Annotated in this window: 20 protein-coding genes and 1 pseudogene; 7 read left to right on the plus strand and 14 right to left on the minus strand. The window is 36.4% G+C overall.

What is annotated here, in order from left to right:
* Positions 1 to 25: 25 nt before the first annotated feature.
* From J2Y03_RS11910 to yiaA, 3 genes and pseudogenes are all read right to left on the minus strand, one after another.
* Positions 26 to 226: a cold-shock protein gene (locus J2Y03_RS11910; protein ID WP_007083691.1), complete on the minus strand. Its 201-nt coding sequence runs from the start codon at positions 224 to 226 to the stop codon at positions 26 to 28.
* A 220-nt stretch (positions 227 to 446) separates the two neighbouring features.
* Positions 447 to 708: pseudogene (locus tag J2Y03_RS11915) on the minus strand (RING finger protein); the annotation flags it as partial.
* A gap of 12 nt (positions 709 to 720) precedes the next feature.
* Entirely contained in the window at positions 721 to 1,188 is a 468-nt protein-coding gene (gene yiaA, locus J2Y03_RS11920; RefSeq protein WP_310194324.1) for an inner membrane protein YiaA, read from the minus strand.
* Between the two features lie 320 nt (positions 1,189 to 1,508).
* Here yiaA and J2Y03_RS11925 point away from each other — a divergent pair, with 320 nt between their 5' ends.
* Positions 1,509 to 2,954: a PQQ-dependent sugar dehydrogenase gene (locus J2Y03_RS11925; RefSeq protein WP_310194327.1), complete on the plus strand. Its 1,446-nt coding sequence runs from the start codon at positions 1,509 to 1,511 to the stop codon at positions 2,952 to 2,954.
* Positions 2,955 to 3,048: 94 nt separating this feature from the next.
* On the opposite strand, the gene J2Y03_RS11930 is transcribed toward J2Y03_RS11925, so the two are convergent.
* Positions 3,049 to 3,366 carry a cupin domain-containing protein gene (locus J2Y03_RS11930; protein WP_310194331.1) on the minus strand — a complete coding sequence of 106 codons (318 nt, stop codon included), beginning with the start codon at positions 3,364 to 3,366 and terminating at the stop codon, positions 3,049 to 3,051.
* A 189-nt stretch (positions 3,367 to 3,555) separates the two neighbouring features.
* Here J2Y03_RS11930 and J2Y03_RS11935 point away from each other — a divergent pair, with 189 nt between their 5' ends.
* A complete protein-coding gene (locus J2Y03_RS11935) occupies positions 3,556 to 4,248 on the plus strand; it encodes a Dph6-related ATP pyrophosphatase (protein ID WP_310194934.1) in 693 nt (230 codons plus the stop codon).
* Positions 4,249 to 4,307: 59 nt separating this feature from the next.
* Here the strand turns inward: J2Y03_RS11935 and J2Y03_RS11940 are convergent, their stop codons facing one another.
* From J2Y03_RS11940 to J2Y03_RS11950, 3 genes are all read right to left on the minus strand, one after another.
* Positions 4,308 to 5,414, minus strand: coding sequence for a D-TA family PLP-dependent enzyme (locus J2Y03_RS11940; RefSeq protein WP_310194336.1), 1,107 nt, complete (start codon positions 5,412 to 5,414; stop codon positions 4,308 to 4,310).
* 106 nt (positions 5,415 to 5,520) lie between these two features.
* Positions 5,521 to 5,703, minus strand: coding sequence for a hypothetical protein (locus J2Y03_RS11945; RefSeq protein WP_132095336.1), 183 nt, complete (start codon positions 5,701 to 5,703; stop codon positions 5,521 to 5,523).
* Between the two features lie 66 nt (positions 5,704 to 5,769).
* Positions 5,770 to 6,366 (minus strand): YybS family protein, encoded by a 597-nt coding sequence (locus tag J2Y03_RS11950; RefSeq protein ID WP_310194339.1) that lies wholly within the window; start codon positions 6,364 to 6,366, stop codon positions 5,770 to 5,772.
* Between the two features lie 272 nt (positions 6,367 to 6,638).
* On the opposite strand from J2Y03_RS11950, the gene J2Y03_RS11955 reads away from it, so the two are divergent.
* The 3 genes from J2Y03_RS11955 (at position 6,639) to J2Y03_RS11965 (ending at position 7,435) form a co-directional block, all read left to right on the plus strand.
* Entirely contained in the window at positions 6,639 to 6,821 is a 183-nt protein-coding gene (locus J2Y03_RS11955; protein ID WP_132095340.1) for a YolD-like family protein, read from the plus strand.
* A 334-nt stretch (positions 6,822 to 7,155) separates the two neighbouring features.
* Positions 7,156 to 7,275, plus strand: a complete 120-nt coding sequence (locus J2Y03_RS11960) for a YjcZ family sporulation protein (RefSeq protein WP_132095342.1) — start codon at positions 7,156 to 7,158, stop codon at positions 7,273 to 7,275.
* Between the two features lie 70 nt (positions 7,276 to 7,345).
* Positions 7,346 to 7,435 (plus strand): YjcZ family sporulation protein, encoded by a 90-nt coding sequence (locus tag J2Y03_RS11965; protein WP_132095344.1) that lies wholly within the window; start codon positions 7,346 to 7,348, stop codon positions 7,433 to 7,435.
* 228 nt (positions 7,436 to 7,663) lie between these two features.
* On the opposite strand, the gene J2Y03_RS11970 is transcribed toward J2Y03_RS11965, so the two are convergent.
* Entirely contained in the window at positions 7,664 to 8,332 is a 669-nt protein-coding gene (locus J2Y03_RS11970; protein ID WP_310194351.1) for a hypothetical protein, read from the minus strand.
* Between the two features lie 393 nt (positions 8,333 to 8,725).
* On the opposite strand from J2Y03_RS11970, the gene J2Y03_RS11975 reads away from it, so the two are divergent.
* Positions 8,726 to 8,881: a hypothetical protein gene (locus J2Y03_RS11975; protein ID WP_310194354.1), complete on the plus strand. Its 156-nt coding sequence runs from the start codon at positions 8,726 to 8,728 to the stop codon at positions 8,879 to 8,881.
* Positions 8,882 to 8,992: 111 nt separating this feature from the next.
* Here the strand turns inward: J2Y03_RS11975 and J2Y03_RS11980 are convergent, their stop codons facing one another.
* Positions 8,993 to 9,856, minus strand: a complete 864-nt coding sequence (locus J2Y03_RS11980) for a YitT family protein (RefSeq protein ID WP_132095376.1) — start codon at positions 9,854 to 9,856, stop codon at positions 8,993 to 8,995.
* 227 nt (positions 9,857 to 10,083) lie between these two features.
* Here J2Y03_RS11980 and J2Y03_RS11985 point away from each other — a divergent pair, with 227 nt between their 5' ends.
* Positions 10,084 to 10,656, plus strand: a complete 573-nt coding sequence (locus J2Y03_RS11985) for a cupin domain-containing protein (protein ID WP_310194938.1) — start codon at positions 10,084 to 10,086, stop codon at positions 10,654 to 10,656.
* Between the two features lie 124 nt (positions 10,657 to 10,780).
* Here the strand turns inward: J2Y03_RS11985 and J2Y03_RS11990 are convergent, their stop codons facing one another.
* The 5 genes from J2Y03_RS11990 to J2Y03_RS12010 all read right to left on the minus strand — a co-directional run bounded on the left by J2Y03_RS11990 (position 10,781) and on the right by J2Y03_RS12010 (position 16,771).
* The gene (locus tag J2Y03_RS11990) at positions 10,781 to 11,899 is read right to left on the minus strand and encodes an FAD-dependent monooxygenase (RefSeq protein WP_310194357.1); all 1,119 of its coding nucleotides are present in this window, start codon (positions 11,897 to 11,899) and stop codon (positions 10,781 to 10,783) included.
* A gap of 107 nt (positions 11,900 to 12,006) precedes the next feature.
* A complete protein-coding gene (locus J2Y03_RS11995) occupies positions 12,007 to 13,356 on the minus strand; it encodes a HAMP domain-containing sensor histidine kinase (protein WP_310194359.1) in 1,350 nt (449 codons plus the stop codon).
* Between the two features lies 1 nt (position 13,357).
* Positions 13,358 to 14,026 (minus strand): response regulator transcription factor, encoded by a 669-nt coding sequence (locus J2Y03_RS12000; RefSeq protein WP_132095352.1) that lies wholly within the window; start codon positions 14,024 to 14,026, stop codon positions 13,358 to 13,360.
* 68 nt (positions 14,027 to 14,094) lie between these two features.
* Positions 14,095 to 16,083, minus strand: a complete 1,989-nt coding sequence (locus J2Y03_RS12005; protein ID WP_310194363.1) for an ABC transporter ATP-binding protein/permease — start codon at positions 16,081 to 16,083, stop codon at positions 14,095 to 14,097.
* A 40-nt stretch (positions 16,084 to 16,123) separates the two neighbouring features.
* Positions 16,124 to 16,771 carry a TVP38/TMEM64 family protein gene (locus tag J2Y03_RS12010; RefSeq protein WP_310194365.1) on the minus strand — a complete coding sequence of 216 codons (648 nt, stop codon included), beginning with the start codon at positions 16,769 to 16,771 and terminating at the stop codon, positions 16,124 to 16,126.
* Positions 16,772 to 16,837: the final 66 nt, after the last annotated feature.

A 16,837-nucleotide genomic window follows, 5' to 3' on the forward strand; every position in this document is an offset into this window, starting at 1 on the left:
AGCCTGTCTATATCCAACATTGTTATTAAGCTTTACGAACGTTAGTAGCTTGGGGTCCACGTTGACCTTGCTCTACTTCAAAAGTAACTGCTTGACCTTCGTCTAAAGATTTGAAACCTTCACTTTGGATTGCTGAGAAGTGAACGAATACATCGTCTCCAGCTTCGCGTTCAATAAATCCAAAACCTTTTTCTGCGTTAAACCATTTTACTTTACCTTGTTCCATGTGTGTTTCCTCCTGCTGTGTGCTTTTGCACACAATATGTTACTATCCTTGCTCCCAGTGATCATTAAGACGAAAGATTCTAATAATACTATCCTTTACACCGAACAAAAATAATTCTTCCTTAGAATACCATTTTTCGAAAGTGTTTGCAATATTACCATCCATTATGTGAATTTATGTCACTTTCAAAAAAAGTTATTTTCCGAATAATAGTTTTTAATTCTTTTGATATATGAAAAGGAATCTTATGATGACAGTGCCAATCACTTTTTCCAAGTTCTGTTCCAGTTACTGCACACTTTCCATATTGGGCTATAAACTTACTTTTGCGATTGTCGTTATATTCAATCGTTCGATTTGGAATGAAGTTTTTCATGACATACCTTAACACTCTTATTTATTGCTTTTAAATTGTCGTGTATTTTCTCTCTACCTTCGGCAGTATAATTACAAATATTTTGCGAAAAGCAGAGATTTGTTTTTATGTCATCAACTTAATCTCTTTCTCTCGCCTTCTGAGTATCTCTGATATTCTTTTGAACCGTTATCGCTGCAAATAAACTAAGAACAAATGACATTCCATAAAATCCCTTTTCACTTAAAACAATACTTCCTGCATTGTATAAACCGATGCCCATTAATGAAATAGATATTATAAGTGCCAACCAACTAATACCATAATAAATATTTGTTACTGGAATTCCCTCATCTTTATCTCTAACTGCTTTTTGTAAAGATACTGCTGCATAGAGTCCAAATACTAAAACTGCAAAATAATAACCTTTTTCGTTCAACTGCATTGATGCGTTAAACAATCCTATAAGATAAGCCGTAACACCTACCAATAATGCTGCCCAAGAAGCCCCAATGAAAGCTGGTGTCGGTTCACCCTCTTTCCTTTCTACTTTCTTTTTTGAAACATTTTTCCCCTTATCTAATAAAACCTCATTATCATTAGACATTGAATGTTTCCCCTCCATCTTTTTATCTAATAAAATTGGAGCACCTTAACTACACTGTAGTGCTCCTGCCTAAATATATTATATAGAAATTTCTGACAAAAAAAAGATAATTTTATTATTATTTCCATTTAACTTGCTCCGGCCGCTTAATAAGAATAAGCAGCGGTAATAGTATGGACTTTGGCGAGTATTGTTTTGCAAATACCTTTTCCTCGGTAATCTATATGTATATATAACTGGCTTATTTCCCTCAGGTACTAATAGAACCGTTCTAATCATATTCTTTTAGGAGAAAATAATTAGAAGGAGTGGAAAGTTAGGTGAGAAACGTTAAGGTTCGTCTACGGCCTATTGTAAGTAAGTTAAATTTACCCACGGTTTTGAAAACAGCTATACTTCCTGGTGACTCAATGGAAAGATTATTTATTGCTACTCAGGTAGGAGAGATCTTTTACATAGGAAATGGAGGTATAAAGACTTTTTTAGATATTCGCCCGCGAATTATAAAACTGGGCTTTTCTAATGGTGCATATGACGAACGGGGCTTGCTAGGTCTAGCATTTCATCCCGAATTTTATTATAACGGTCTGTTTTATCTTCATTATTCTGTAGCTGGAACACAAGGTCCAGGTGCTCTTCCTAGTTCAGAAGTTTCAAGACAAGGTCTTCCTGAATTTTTTAAGCCTAACCCGTGTGACCCCAGAACCTTAAACCTTAAGTGGATTAATAGAGAAACTCAATATGATCATATTGATACTGTTGAAGAATGGATTTTACAATCAAATGGTCAACCTCAAAAACGGCGGACATTACTTAATTTAAGAAGACCATTTTTTAATCATAATGGTGTCAATAGCTTAAACTTTTCACCTGAAACAGGAAAACTTGTTTTAACAACCGGAGATGGTGGATCAGGCTATGATCCATTTAATTCAAGCCAAGATGATATGGAAATCGCTGGTAAAATAATTGAAATTGATGTAGCTAAGAATACATTTATCAATAATCCACCCGTAGTCACACGTTTTAATGAACTTCCCGCTCCTATTCAGGAAACACTTACGGTAATGGCCAAAGGTGTTCGAAATATAACAGGCATTTCTTTCCAAAGGTTTCAAAATCAGTATATCAAATATGTGGGAAATGTCGGACAGGATTTGGTAGAGTCGATTTTTTCATTCATGCAGTATAAACCAATACCTGTTCGTAAGCTTATTCAGGCTTCTTTAATGAATTCTGAGCCTGACCAAGAAGGATTTATTAACTTTGGCTGGAGAGGATGGGAAGGTGCTTTTCCTACTTCGATAATAAGGGGCTGCACTGAAAATCCGAATTTGGATGAGATAACAATGGCTTATTACAATGAAGCAGTAAAAACATCCGTGAGGCGGCTTCAGCCTTTAACTAGTTATTATCACAGCGATCCCCGACCCGATAAGTTCGGAGGAACTGCACTTACAGGAGTCCAGGCATACTCGGGAAATGGAATTCCCGATTTAATGGGAAGCGTTGTGTTTACTGATTTTGCCCGGGATGAAGGATCTCAACCACCGGTTAGAGGGGCTTTAGCTTATACCAGGGTAAGAACAGATTGCAAACTAAATGATTTTAGCGTTATTGAAACGGATTATAATTTTGGGTCTCAATCAGCTTTTTATGTTAGTTTGGGAACGAATCTGAATCAAACTAGACTATATTTAGGGGTTTATGGCTCTATGAATGTGACTAATTATAACCAAGGGACTGTTTTTGAAATTGTTCCTTGATTCCATGTATTTAATTTCCTCAAATGTATCATATTTCTAAATTAAATAAAGTGAGAAATCATTGAGGATTTCTCACTCATTTCATCTTAATTAATTATCGATTTAGCAGATCATTTCTTAACGGGGTGAACGTGTCAATAATGGCACCAGCTTCTATTGCCTTGGCCCCGTGCTTTGCCCCACCCGGAATAAAGATAGTTTCCCCAGGCCCAATAATGGTGGTTTCACCTTCGATGGTAAATGCAAATTTTCCTCTTAAGCAATAGGTAAGTTGCTCGTGGGGATGGCTGTGTTCATAGCCTTCTGCCCCTTCTTCAAAATGAACCTCCATCATCATGATAGAATCTCCTGGAGGAAAAATCTTTCTTTTCACACCCGGTTCTGCTGCTTCCCATTTGAGATGATCACTCATCCTATACCTCCACTTCTGAAATGAATATTTTTCCTTATTCAATAAGTATAGACGAACCACATGATGTTGGTCATCAAAAAAAAATGAAATCTTTTTTTCTCATTTTCGGTTAGGTTAGGATTATGTACATGCTATGACAATTCAACTTAAAGGTATGATAAAATATTAGCAAAATAATAGTTTATGAGGGTGATAACCTTGAAAAAACGAATAGCATTATCTTGGAGTGGCGGAAAAGATTGTTGTATGGCTTTGGATACTCTTATCAAACAGGGATATGAAGTTGTTAGTTTAGTTACAACGGTGCCTAAAGAACATGGTCGAACCTTTGGACATGGTGAGCGGACTGAAATGATAAAATTACAAGGAGAGGCTCTATCCATCCCTGTTCATTTCATAGAATGTACATACGAAACCTATACCAATGAATTTGTTAATGCCGTTCAAACTTTAAAAAACCAATATGGGATCACAGGTATTGCCTACGGGGATTTATATTTGAAGGAACATCGCGATTGGGGCGAAAACGTAGCATTAGCAGCAGATGTTGAGGCATTATATCCGCTTTGGACGAATAAGGAAAATGCGTTGATGTTACTGAAGAATTTTGTGGATTCTGGCTACCAGGCCATTGTCATTCGAGTTAGAGAAGATGTTTTAGATGAAACATGGCTTGGTAGACTGATAGATGAATCCTTTATCCGAGAAGTTGAACAGACTGCCACCTGTCCAATGGGAGAATCAGGTGAATATCATACCTTTGTCTTTGATGGACCATTATTTTCTAAAAGGATACAATTGGATGGTAGAGAAATCATCAAGCTTGAAACCACAAAGAAACTAGAATTTAAGATTCATCATCTTATTGATGGCGAAAAATAAATATAAAATAAAGCCTATTTAGATGTTACTTTCATTATCTAAATAGGCTTTTAAACTCGTTACTTAATCATTCCTCTTGCAGCGACTTTCCACACATCTTTTACAAGGCCATTTTGATGTACTACATATTCTTCAAACTGATTGACCACGGTACAGGCATGGTTGGGAATAATTTGCACGACATCATTTAATTTCAATTGAGTTTCCCCTATCAATACTCCTACTCCATGCTCCTCTGATAAGCGTTCAATTAACACTTCAGGATGGCCAATAATATGACCAAACCCATTTACCGTTTGATTGCCATGGGCACCTTTATCTAAACAAAGAGCTTTACTCCCTGTATCTACGATAATGCGATTTTGATAGACACCCACTACCGTGGCGAGTAAACTCAGTGCACAGCTTTCGATGTTTGCCACTCCTAAACCAACTTGTATCGCATCGAAAAATACTGCATTCCCAGGTCTAATTTCTGTAATGCCAGGCACTTTACCAGCTATTTGATAAGTTGGAGTAGAACCTACACTCCGGACAGGAATGTTAATGCCAGCCTGTTCACATAGATTTGCACTTTCCACCACTGCCTGCCCTTCCTGTAGCCCAATTGCTTCGATTTCTGCCTTGGAGCCTGCAGCATATGAATGTCCGGCATGTGTAAATATCCCACCAAGTTTTAACTTTGAATGAGACATAATCTCCTTTGCTAACCGGACCACTTCTAAACCCGGCTCGACCCCGCAGCGATTTAACCCTGAATTTACTTTGATCCATACTTCCAACGTATAAGGTGTACGTTCAATGCCTCTTTGTAAATAGGATAACGATTCCGTATTATCTACGGATACCTTAAGTTGAACTCCTTGCTGTAATAGCTTTACTAATCTATTAATTTTGGCTGGGCTTGAGATTGGATAGGCAATTAATATATCATCAATTCCTCCAGCAGCCATGACTTCCGCTTCACTGATTTTAGCCGTTGTGACACCAACAGCTCCAGCTTTTAGTTGCATTTGTGCTATTTTTACTGATTTATGTGTTTTGATATGTGGCCGTAATGCAATCCCCTGTTCTTTTACAAAAGTAGCCGTTTGATTTATGTTCATTAACAGTTTTTGATAATCTACTAGCAATGTTGGAGTGTCTAGTGTGTTAAGTTCAGTCATATACCATTCATCCTTTTTTGTTATAGCATTTTTTCATTTATTCTATTTCCATATTGATATATCCTTCCTAACAAAAAAGGAATGGAGTACATGCCATAGCCCATAATTAATATATTTGCTTAAAGTGATCCTTCAGTTCTTTTTCGGAAAGGATGATTTTGCCGTCTAAGTTCTTTGTTTGTAAAACGAACTCTTTAACGCCTATAAACTCAGATTCACCTATAACAAAGTAAGTAGTTCCCTTTTTATATTGACCTCTGAAATTTTTAATTAATTTATATCTTTTCATTTAGATACCTCAATTTTTGTGATTCATCGTTATTTTACAGCTCCATGAAGAATCCAACAAGACCCCCTACTTCTTAGTGGGGGGTCTACGAATGATCGCCTTATGAAACATGTAAAATACCAAAAGACTTACTCTTAGCCAAATCCAGCTGTAAATAAGAGAAAAGGTAAATGTTCCAAGGAAGACCAATATATTAAATTCAGATGATACAGACGGACCTAGGACCGGAAACCCTATTCCGTAGAGTAAAATGCAAATACCGGTTGATAAACATAATGCTGCAAAGAACACGATGGAAATCGGCCTCTTTATATACTTTAGACCAAATCCAATACTCAAGCCTAACAACCCTGTTGTAAAAGGAAACACCAATAGTTCGCTTGGCTGGACCACAGCTAAGAGGAAAATCGTAACGATATAGGTCATCAGTCCGATTCTAGTTGACAAAAGACAGGCTAAGACAATAGGACCCGTTGTCAACATACTAAAAATATATCCTATACCAGTAAAAATGCCAGCTGATTGAAGAATAACGGCAACTGAGCCTAACATAGCACCCATGATAAGACGTGTTGTCTTGGAATAAAAGTCCACAGTGACAGCTAATTCACCTGAACTTTTATACCCCCAAATACCTGATGTCATTCGCTTTAAATTGCGCATATTACACCCCCTTATTTAGGTAAATGCATGAATCCCGGTTTTTATGCCAGAATCAATTCCATACAATACTTTTTCATAAAAAAACAACAGCAAGGAGCTGTCGTTAGGAAAAAAATCAATCATAGGATCCCATTGTTTGAAGTATCAATCACCCTCAATTTTGCTATACCTCACTAAATTCACATATCTTTAACATCTTATTAATATAATCTTAAAAAACTATTTATATAATGGAATTGTGTTAGACCATTACTTATTCTAGGAGGTTCAATATGTATTTGAAAAAACTATCTGAAGATAAACTTATTACCATCGATTATTATACGAATGGAGTCTTACAAACGATTAGAGGCCGTGTTTTTAAACTTAATCTTATTGAACAAATACTATCTCTAAAAGATGAAAAACAAAAGTCATTAACCATCCCTTTATCTGGTATTAGAAATATTCATTAACCCATCTGTGATACACCTTTTTTATCAACCAAATCTATATTTATCCCACATTCGCTTAGATCAAATGGATCTAGGTTTTTATTTTTTCTTCAACCCATTCAGCACTTGTCCATTCATTTATATTCTGTGTGCATATATTATTAATGCCACCAGAACACCATATTGTACCTCACGAAGCGTTTGCGTGTATCGCAGGCGCTTTGAAATTGTTTAAGCAAATCGCTGATTTTGTCCCTATACCATGATATTTGTCCAATCATACCTTGTATTAAGAAAATATATATACAATGTAAAATTGATTTTCCTATGAATAATCCAATAGGTGGTGAAAAATATGTGGGGTTCCTGTGGCTTCGGAGATGGCTATGGATACGGCGGTAATTTTGGTGGAAACAGCTTTGTATTAATCGTTGTTTTGTTCATTCTCTTGATTATTGTACTTTCAACATTCTAATAAAACAAAATTTTGGTTTTCGTTCTTTTAAGTAAAGTCATTTTCAATAAAATTGTTGGAGGTGTTATGCATGGATGGTTCAAGAAACTCTTTTGCGTTAATTGTGGTATTGTTCATTCTCCTGATCATTGTAGGTACTTCTTTTATGAGAATCTACTAAAATATACGGAACAAAGGACAGTATAAGTTATTCTGTCCCTTTGTTAAATAAACTTCAGCCATGAAAGGAGGATGGAATTAATGCCATTTTTTGGATTTTTTCGAAGAGATTTGTTTTTTCGTGACAACTTTAGAAGAAGACGATTTTTCCCCTTTGGTATAGAAATTGAAATAGAAAGAAGAAGGCGGTTTGAAATAGAAAGAAGAAGGCGCAGATTCTTGTAAATATTTACTTTAACATTGAAATGCTTCTCTTTGCTTTTTGGTTGATACTTGGTTTACTTTGCCTCCATAAGCCAACAGCTATCCATAAGCAACCCATGGTTACAAGCAAGCCGTGAATTACACGAAGCTGCTGACCGCCCAAGAATTGTGGGATATATAAAACCATTCCTAACGCGAAGGGAATGCCGCTCCATTTTTGGTACTTTCCTGACCTCCATATCGTAACCGCAACGATTATTGAGGCAATAGCAAGGACCATGAGACCTATCAGGAATAAAATTAGTCCTGTACCAGTACGTACGACATTTGAAATGCTAACCAAAGCTACTGTCTGTTGTGTTATCGCCTCCATTCCGATAGCATGTAGACCGTACGTTTCCCCTCCATAAAACGGTAAAGTTAAACCTGTTCCTACTAAACATAATACTACCGCAGAATAGATTAGTGGTTTTAATGTAGTATCTTGTAATGAATGATAAAGCCCTAGAAAACCTAGAGGTAATAGTGTAAAAGCTACAATGGCGAGTATATGAGCCACCAGCCATTCAGTGGAGGCGAAAGCTGCAGCTCCTTCTAAGGAAGCTTCATCGGAAAATGGACGAATTATAGGATAAAGTACAAATAATATTCCTGATATTACGAGAGATAAGGCACTAAAACGCAAATTAGACATAATTGAATTTCCTCCTAAATTTAAATGCTGCCTCAAAAAACAGCTTAACACTTTCCCTCTTATTCCAATAGATAAACCAAAGAACAAAATTAGAGGCAGCTTTTTCTCGAATGTCAGCATTATATTTTCTCGCTTTTAACTCAATTTCATTATATAACCAGTTTTTTAAGTTACAGTTAATTTGATGTTAAGTATAAATGAATTATTAAAGATAGATTTAATTTTATGGCTCTGATATATTTTAATGTTGATAATAATCATTCAAGTGAAGACCTTAAAATAAAAAATTTGAATACAACAAAAGTCTTATATATAAGTGAAATTTGATAAAATAGTTGGTTTTGGAAACAATAAATTTCATGTTCACACTATTAATGAAAAGAGGTGTCTAGGATGAAAAAAGATACATATTCAAAAGGGGAACCAACGCTTGCAGAGGGAATTAATACTGAGGATGTGTTAAATCAAGACGCTACTGAAGAGGAAATTGCGAATGGGGAATCAACCAATGTAACGGTTTTGTCATTGGATGAAATTGATCCGAGCTAAAAGGTACTGTATATCAATAATGTCCTTCATACATCATATGAAGGACATTTCTTTTGCAGTTTACATTACCCCTTAAACTGTTGAATCAACTTTAATTGATTCTGCTTTACCTCAATGAACATCATGCTTCTTGAAGTTACCACCCTTAACTTCTGCTACGTCATACACGATAACAAAGGCATTTTCGTCAATTTCTTTAATGATCTCTTTCATTTTGCTATCTTCTAAACGGTTAATCACACAATTGATTTCTTTAAACTTTTCGTTTGAATAGCCGCCTTCAACTACGTTGTATGTCGCCCCACGTCCTAGTTGGTCACGAATGGTCTCCACCATTAATTCTGGTTCATTTGTAATAATTTTAAACGTTTTAGAACCACTTAAGCCTTCCTCAACAATATGAATGACCTTAGAGGCAATATAGTAAGCGATTGCTGAAAGAATGGCTCCTTGAAAACCGAAGACTGTTGACACAACAATAAAGACGAACATGTTTAAGAATAAAATAAGATCACTTGTTCCAAAAGGTAATTTACGAGATAGTAGTACGGCTAACATATCAATTCCATCTAATGCGCCGCCATTTCGTAATGCTAACCCCATTCCAAAACCAATGATGATACCACCCACAACGGTTATTAACAAGGTATCTCCTTGGATAATTGTTGGTACTTGGTGCATAAGGATTGTTCCGATTGCTAGTGAAGCAATACCAATAACCGAATATATTGCAAAACTTGTACCAATCTGTTTATATCCTAAAAATACGAATGGGATATTCAGTACTGCAATTAGCAGTCCTAAAGGTATTCCAATTAATTTCGAACCAACGATACTCAGACCTGTCACACCACCGTCTGATACGTTGTTAGGGATTAATACTGATTCCAGTCCATATGCTGTAATAAAGCCCCCAATAATAACCAATAATGCTCGTAACACCATTTTTAGTTTATTGGGTTTGTGCTTGGTCATTGTAATCAAATCATTTCCTCATTTCATGCTATTTTTTACGTCTTATTTTTCTAATCCCTTTATGTACTCGAAATTTTAACACTTGGCAGCTTTCCGATTTTTTAATTATATTAGAATCTTCCTAGTAAAACAAAATTTAAAGCATTGTAGAAATATCATAATATAATGACATTAGCCGAATGTTGAGCATAGGATAATTTTATGAAATTGTGAAGGGAATGAGAAATATGTACTATGATCCTTACATGTATGGTTATCCAAATCATTATTATGCTAATGTACCAATGAATCCCTACAGAAGTCAGCCTTACTGGACAACACCCAATGAGATGGTTTACTCTGGCCCATTTGGTTATCCCTACCCAACCATTGATAGCCGGATTGTAATAAAAGATTATGGAAAGAACCCATTTGTAGTGAATATTAAAGAGGCAACGAAGCAAAACAACACTTTTCGTACAGCCTTATGGACAGGAAATCATTTGCAGGTTACGTTGATGAGTATCAATGTTGGTGAAGATATCGGTGTAGAAATTCATCCTTCCGTGGATCAATTCTTACGCGTTGAAGATGGGCATGGAATCGTTCGAATGGGAGATAGGAAAAACCATTTAGATTTTGAAGAAAGAATTTCTGATGATTCTGCCATTATGGTCCCTGCAGGAAAATGGCACAATGTAATCAATACTGGGAATAGACCATTAAAACTTTATTCTATCTATGCACCGCCTAAGCACCCATTTGGGACTGTTCATAAAACGAAAGCAGCGGCAATGGCGGCTGAAAAACATCACAGCTAATGATAATCAACACTTCTACGACATTTAAAAAGTTACAATCTAAAACCGACCTTTCTATCTTCAAAAAGGTCGGTTTTTTTGGGTTTAATTCAATTGTATAGAACCTTTTGGAAGGTTGATGTCCCTATTCGGTCTCCAATAGTGAATACCGCTCAAAGTTGGTATAATATGATTTTTCTTCATTAATTTGTTCTTCTTGAAGATATTCTACTTTTTCTCTACGAAGAACTTCAAATTCTCTTAATGTGCCTTCACTAAACTGTTTGGTTCTGATAGCTTCCGTAATGATTGGAGCTAAAACATAGGCATCTTTCATCCCCGTATTAATTCCAATTGCCGCAGTCGGTGTCATTGTATGGGCTGCATCTCCAATCATCACAAGTCCGTCCTTCACCCAAGTTGGACTTTTTGAACTAAAAACATCTAAAAAAACGATATCCTTCCACGATTTAAGATGACGTTCTATGTTTTCCTTTAATTCAGGGAAGTTTTCATGAAGTGGATTTAGAATCCTGCTAAGTGGAAGCTTTTTAAGTTCTGGGAATGCACCTTCTGGGATGTTCCACCCAATTTGAACAAATCTTCCTGTTTGAGTAAAAAGTGCAAGCTGTTGACCGTTCGAAAGCAGCAATCTTACTGTTGGTTCCCATCCCGCCGGTGCAGGTATCTTCGCCCATAAAACATCATAGCCATGTTTGATGATTTCAACCGGGATATTTGCAAGGTTTCGTACTGTTGAGTAACGGCCATCTGCACCAACAACAATCGAACAGTTTATCGTCCATTCTTCTTCCCCTTTTATTGCCTTTACTCCACAGTAACTTCCATTTTCACTTTGAATAAGTCCGGTACCTTTTGTTTTAACCATATGGTTAAATTGATCATATTTTGCTGCTTCTTCTAAGATTGTACTGATTAAGTGTGCTTGGGGGACATGAATGCCTACGTGATTCTCATCCTTTTGGGGAGTAATCGTTTTTATCACTTGGCCATGATCAAAAAATTCAACTTTATCCATACGAAGTAGTCCTTTTTCTTCTATTTTATGGAACAATTGATGTTCTTCTAAAATATCTTCTGTTTCGGCACTAATATGCTCGCCCCTAAATGGGGGAGTATTTCCGGAGCTTCGCTCGATAATCATTGTAGTCACACCATTTTTCGCCAATAAATAACTTAATAATGCTCCACTTGGCCCTGCACCTACAATACAAACATCTACATTTACCACTTTGTGATCCATTTTTCTCACCGTCCCTCCTTTTCTTGTAGTTTGCTTTATCTGTGAATTATTATGTCTGCATCTCCAGTGTGAGTGTAGCAGCAAATAAGGGAGCTGTTGGGAACAGTTTAAACATTTGTATTCTTTGTATTAACTAAAAGTGGTATGGCAATAGAAATACAGGTTCCTTTTCCTTGCTCACTTTTTACTTTTACTTTAAAGCCATGAAGGTTGATGATTTTTTTCACTATAGACAATCCAAGGCCGCTGCCTCCTCCTGAACGGCTCCTTGCTTTGTCCACCATATAAAATCGGTCAAATATGTATGGAAGATCTTCTTCTGGAATTCCTCTCCCCGTATCTTTTATATGAACGTGGACTTCATGATTAAGCATTTCCATTTTGACTTCAATCTTATCATTATAATTTGAGTATTTAATTGCATTCGTTATCAAATTTTGCCATACCTGTTCTAATAAGTCTTTGTCAGCTTTTACTCTGCAAGCAAGGAGATCAAGTTCAACAGCAAGTTTTTTTTCAGTCCATTGTGGTTCAAATACAAGTATTACTCTCCGCAGTTGTTCATCTAACCGATACTCCACCGGATGAAAAGGATGGTTTTCTGAATCTAGTGAAGCTAGCCGAAGTAAATTATCACTCAACTTTGAAAGTCTTATTGTTTCATTATAAATAATATCGAGATACTCTTTTTGATGATCCTGTGGAATCAAACCGTCTCTAATTGCCTTCGTGAATCCTCGAATTGAGGTGATCGGAGACTGAATTTCATGAGAAACATTGCTAACAAAATCGTCTCGCATTTTATCGGTTTTCTGAAGTTCGCTTGCCATATAATTAAAATTGTTCATCAATTCTCCAAGTTCATCTTTCCTTTTATGTTTAAGGCGAATAGATAAATTTCCTTTTGCCATTTCCTTGGCTGCGTTTGTAAGCTTTATCACTGGTTTAACAATATAGTTAGAGGATAACAGGATAAACAGACTTCCTATAACTAATACCATAAAAAGACCAATGAACAAGATGTGTTGAATAACTTCAGAGAAGTAGGTAAAATCAACCTTTACAATCAAGGAACTTCCATTGTTATCGATGTTTGGTACTCCAATGAATCGAACAGGACCATGCTTCCGATTTAAAAAGATCGGCTCTGATGATTCAGATTGTAATAGCGGAGCTGCCTCCTCTTCTGTTAAGGAAAAAGGCAGCACATTTCCTTCCTGTATAATTTCGCCATGTATACTATAGTGAGATAAAATGCTCAATATTTGTTCACGTCTTTGCGGCTCAGTTAATGCAAGAAGAGAAACTGTGTCACTCGCAATCATCAAAAACGGGTCATCAATCGTAACTTCCTTCTCTGCAATCAAGCGGGTAATACCAAATGATACGAATAGGCTAATAAGTACGATCATAATGAATGTAGCAACAATTTGAATACGCAGGCTTTTTTTAAACACCCTATGTTTCCTCCAACCGATATCCAAGTCCCCGAACAGTGTTAATTGTCATAGTCGGGAAAGGCTCTATTCGTTGACGCAGTCGATTTATGTGAACATCCACAGTCCGTTCTTCCCCTTCATAATCCATTCCCCATATGTTTTCAATCAATTGTGTTCGAGTAAGAACCTTTCCTGGTGAACTAGCTAGCATAAAAAGCAGTTCACACTCTTTCTTTTTTAGCCATACCGTTTCTTTATTTGAAGAGACCGTCAATGTCTCCATATCAATTTTTACGTTACCAATTTCAATTGCTTTTGCCGCTGAAATATTATAGCGTTTTAATAGGGATTTTACCCTTAGTACAAGCTCTACCGGGTCAAAGGGCTTCACCAAATAATCATCCGTACCTGCCTGAAACCCTTTTACTTTATCCATCGATTCTCCTTTAGCGGTTACCATTAAAATCGGTATATCCAAATACCCTCGAATATCTTCTGTTAATTCTATACCGTCTACACGTGGCATCATCACATCGACAATCATTAAATCTACCTTTGAATGTGATACATAATCTAATGCTTCTTGTCCATCCTCGGCTTCCATCACGGAGAATTGATTTTTTTCAAGATACAGCCTTATCAATTTCCGAATATGCGGGTCATCATCCACAACTAAAATCTTATTCATTACACATCCTCCGGTCATCTTTCATGTTCATTTTTTATCAATCGCAATTAAGAAATTAATGCCGATCATTATTCGTATCGCAACGATTCCATTGGATCTAGTTTGGCAGCTTTAGATGAAGGAAGCAGCCCAGCAATCACACTAATCAATGTGCTGACTCCAATGCCAAACAGCATGTATTCAGGAGTAAGCTGAATCAGTTCAGCACCGAAGCTGTTGGATAGAAAATTGTTTAAAACACTACTAATTACAATAGCTGCTGCAACTGCAATCATACCGCTGAATAAGCCCAATAAAGCTGACTCCGAAAAGAATATACGTCTGATATCTTTCTTTCTCGCGCCAATTGCACGTAAAATCCCAATCTCTCTGGTTCGTTCCACAACACTAATATATAGGACCACTAAAATCATTATCCCGGATACAAGCAGGGAGATACCAGCAATTCCCGCTAACAGATAGGTAGCCATATTTAAGTATGTTGTTACTTGCTCCATAATCGTAGCGATTGGAGAGCTCACAAAGCCAGCGTCTTCCACTTTCGCTTTAATTTCCTCTACATATTCCTGTGCTGCCGCGTATGCATTTAGCTGGACAGGCTGCAATTGAATATTATACTGGGTGTACGTTTCTTCAAGAGTTGTATAAGAAACATAAGCCATTGCTCCACCTAATGGTCCCCTATCTCCCTGTTCATAAATTCCCGATACGACTAGTTCCTTTTCAATCGTAACCGGCTGGTTATCCTCACTCATTTCATTCACAAACAGTTTAATCGATGCTCCAACAATGGACTCATATGTTTCTTCACTTGTTATGCTTTGCGCAAAAGACTTTGTTAGCAGCACCTCATTTATAGATGGAAGTACTCCTTTTTCAACATCATCCGCCTTAATCGTATCATTTATCGTTCCCAAGGATGAAAGCTCATAATTGTTTTCATTGTACACAATATTGCTTTTTCCGCTAATTGTTGTTACTCTTTCTACTCTTTCAACATTTTCCAATCCGCTGATTTTGATGATATCTTCGTCTGTAAATGGCTCGCCTCCCATTTGCTGTCCGGGATCACCAGGTCCACCCTGTCCAGGTCCAATCGTCTGTTGCCCTTCTGAAACATCAGATGATTTTACCACATCAACGAGTAAAGGATTTAGGCTAGAGTTGATTTCATTATTTATATAACCCGTTACACCATTTCCTAAAGATAACATAAGAATAACACTCAATATTCCAATAGATCCCCCTAAAGCAACGAGGATATTTCGTTTCGCTTTTAGTTGTATATTTCTAAGGGCCAGCTTAAAAGAAGACAATAAACTTAAACTTTTTCCTTTTTTTTGTGTCGCCTCCTTAATGGCAGTATAACGGTCTTTCATTGACTGATCTTTTTTAATACGACCATCCTCTACGGTTACAATTCGACTTCCGTAGGCAGCAACTCTTTGCGAATGTGTAACTGTTATAATCAGCACGCCTTTTTTTGCAATCGAGTCCAGTAATTGCAGGATTTGTTCGCTTGTTTCTTGATCTAATGCCCCGGTTGGCTCATCAGCTAAAATAATATCTGGGTCATTGGCTAACGCACGTGCGATGGCTACACGTTGTTTTTGGCCTCCCGAAAGTTGATTTGGACGCTTTTTCACATGATCCTTCAAACCGACTTCTTCCAATATTCCCATTGCCCGCTCTGTTCTTTGGTTTTCACTCTGATTCATCATTTGCATCGAAATCTTTACATTTTCAAGTACGGATAAATGAGGGATTAAGTTAAAACTTTGAAAAATAAAGCCAATCTTCTCTTTTCTGTAGGTATCAATTTCATTTTCCTTCATCGATTTCAGCGATTTTCCAAGTATGAAGACATCTCCCTCAAAATCAGAGTCCATTCCGCCGATAATGTTCATTAATGTCGATTTCCCCGAACCTGACTCACCTAGAATGGAAACAAATTCACCGCTTTCAAAGCTTATATTTACATCACGAAGTACCGGTACCTCTTCTTTTCCACCAAGTGTATATGATTTATTTAATTGTTTTATTTCTAGTAATTTCATAATCTACCTACCTTTCATTTATCATGAATAATCGAGTATTTTAAAGTCCTTTTTTTCGTAAGGAACGTTTTTTTAAATAGTAAAACAAAATAGATCCTGTAAGAATGAAGATTCCAATTATATATTGATTAATTCCTTGTGATATCAATCCGTCCTGAATAAGTGTGTAAATAATAAATAAGATGAAGTTCCCTAGTGCAGTTGCGATAGTAAAATAGGAAAGTCTAATATTACTAACACCTGAAACCCCATTAACGATACTTGTAGGAGTAAAAGGAAAAACTCTTGCTCCCAACACAAACCATAATCCTTTGTGTCCTACTTTACTAAAAATGGGAGAATTGATTTTTTTCATCACCAAATCTTGGAGGATATATCTAACACCTAGAAATACGGTTACGGCACAAAAAATACTTGTTAGAATGCTCCACACCACACCAAATTGAAAACCAAAAAGAGTATTATTTATCATAATAACAATAAAAAGTGGAATAACAGGAAATGCATTATGAACAAACATAATCACTAAGGTGATCAATAGAGTGTAAGGTATATTATCACCCAATAGATTCGTAATAGACTTTATATTTCCAGTGATTACGCTATGAAATAACTCAGTATTTAAAGCAACAATTAAAAAAATCAACAATGCCAGAAAAATAATGATCGTTTTTTTCGGTCTGTTCAATTAGGTCCCCCCTCCGGAAACACCATTTTGATACCATAGATTAAGAATCTATGTAACGTCTATTTA

The sequence above is a fragment of the Neobacillus niacini genome, assembly GCF_031457145.1.
Lineage (GTDB): Bacteria > Bacillota > Bacilli > Bacillales > Cytobacillaceae > Neobacillus > Neobacillus niacini_J.

What these genes read in the sequence shown, in the direction of transcription:
- J2Y03_RS11910 (WP_007083691.1), bottom strand. Translation starts at nt 226, where the DNA reads ATGGAACAAGGTAAAGTAAAATGGTTTAACGCAGAAAAAGGTTTTGGA.
- J2Y03_RS11985 (WP_310194938.1), top strand. Translation starts at nt 10,084, where the DNA reads ATGTACTATGATCCTTACATGTATGGTTATCCAAATCATTATTATGCT.
- J2Y03_RS11950 (WP_310194339.1), bottom strand. Translation starts at nt 6,366, where the DNA reads ATGCGCAATTTAAAGCGAATGACATCAGGTATTTGGGGGTATAAAAGT.
- J2Y03_RS11980 (WP_132095376.1), bottom strand. Translation starts at nt 9,856, where the DNA reads ATGACCAAGCACAAACCCAATAAACTAAAAATGGTGTTACGAGCATTA.
- yiaA (WP_310194324.1), bottom strand. Translation starts at nt 1,188, where the DNA reads ATGTCTAATGATAATGAGGTTTTATTAGATAAGGGGAAAAATGTTTCA.
- J2Y03_RS11955 (WP_132095340.1), top strand. Translation starts at nt 6,639, where the DNA reads ATGTATTTGAAAAAACTATCTGAAGATAAACTTATTACCATCGATTAT.
- J2Y03_RS11965 (WP_132095344.1), top strand. Translation starts at nt 7,346, where the DNA reads ATGGATGGTTCAAGAAACTCTTTTGCGTTAATTGTGGTATTGTTCATT.
- J2Y03_RS11945 (WP_132095336.1), bottom strand. Translation starts at nt 5,703, where the DNA reads ATGAAAAGATATAAATTAATTAAAAATTTCAGAGGTCAATATAAAAAG.
- J2Y03_RS11990 (WP_310194357.1), bottom strand. Translation starts at nt 11,899, where the DNA reads ATGGATCACAAAGTGGTAAATGTAGATGTTTGTATTGTAGGTGCAGGG.
- J2Y03_RS12000 (WP_132095352.1), bottom strand. Translation starts at nt 14,026, where the DNA reads ATGAATAAGATTTTAGTTGTGGATGATGACCCGCATATTCGGAAATTG.
- J2Y03_RS12005 (WP_310194363.1), bottom strand. Translation starts at nt 16,083, where the DNA reads ATGAAATTACTAGAAATAAAACAATTAAATAAATCATATACACTTGGT.
- J2Y03_RS11930 (WP_310194331.1), bottom strand. Translation starts at nt 3,366, where the DNA reads ATGAGTGATCATCTCAAATGGGAAGCAGCAGAACCGGGTGTGAAAAGA.
- J2Y03_RS11960 (WP_132095342.1), top strand. Translation starts at nt 7,156, where the DNA reads ATGTGGGGTTCCTGTGGCTTCGGAGATGGCTATGGATACGGCGGTAAT.
- J2Y03_RS11975 (WP_310194354.1), top strand. Translation starts at nt 8,726, where the DNA reads ATGAAAAAAGATACATATTCAAAAGGGGAACCAACGCTTGCAGAGGGA.
- J2Y03_RS11970 (WP_310194351.1), bottom strand. Translation starts at nt 8,332, where the DNA reads ATGTCTAATTTGCGTTTTAGTGCCTTATCTCTCGTAATATCAGGAATA.
- J2Y03_RS11940 (WP_310194336.1), bottom strand. Translation starts at nt 5,414, where the DNA reads ATGACTGAACTTAACACACTAGACACTCCAACATTGCTAGTAGATTAT.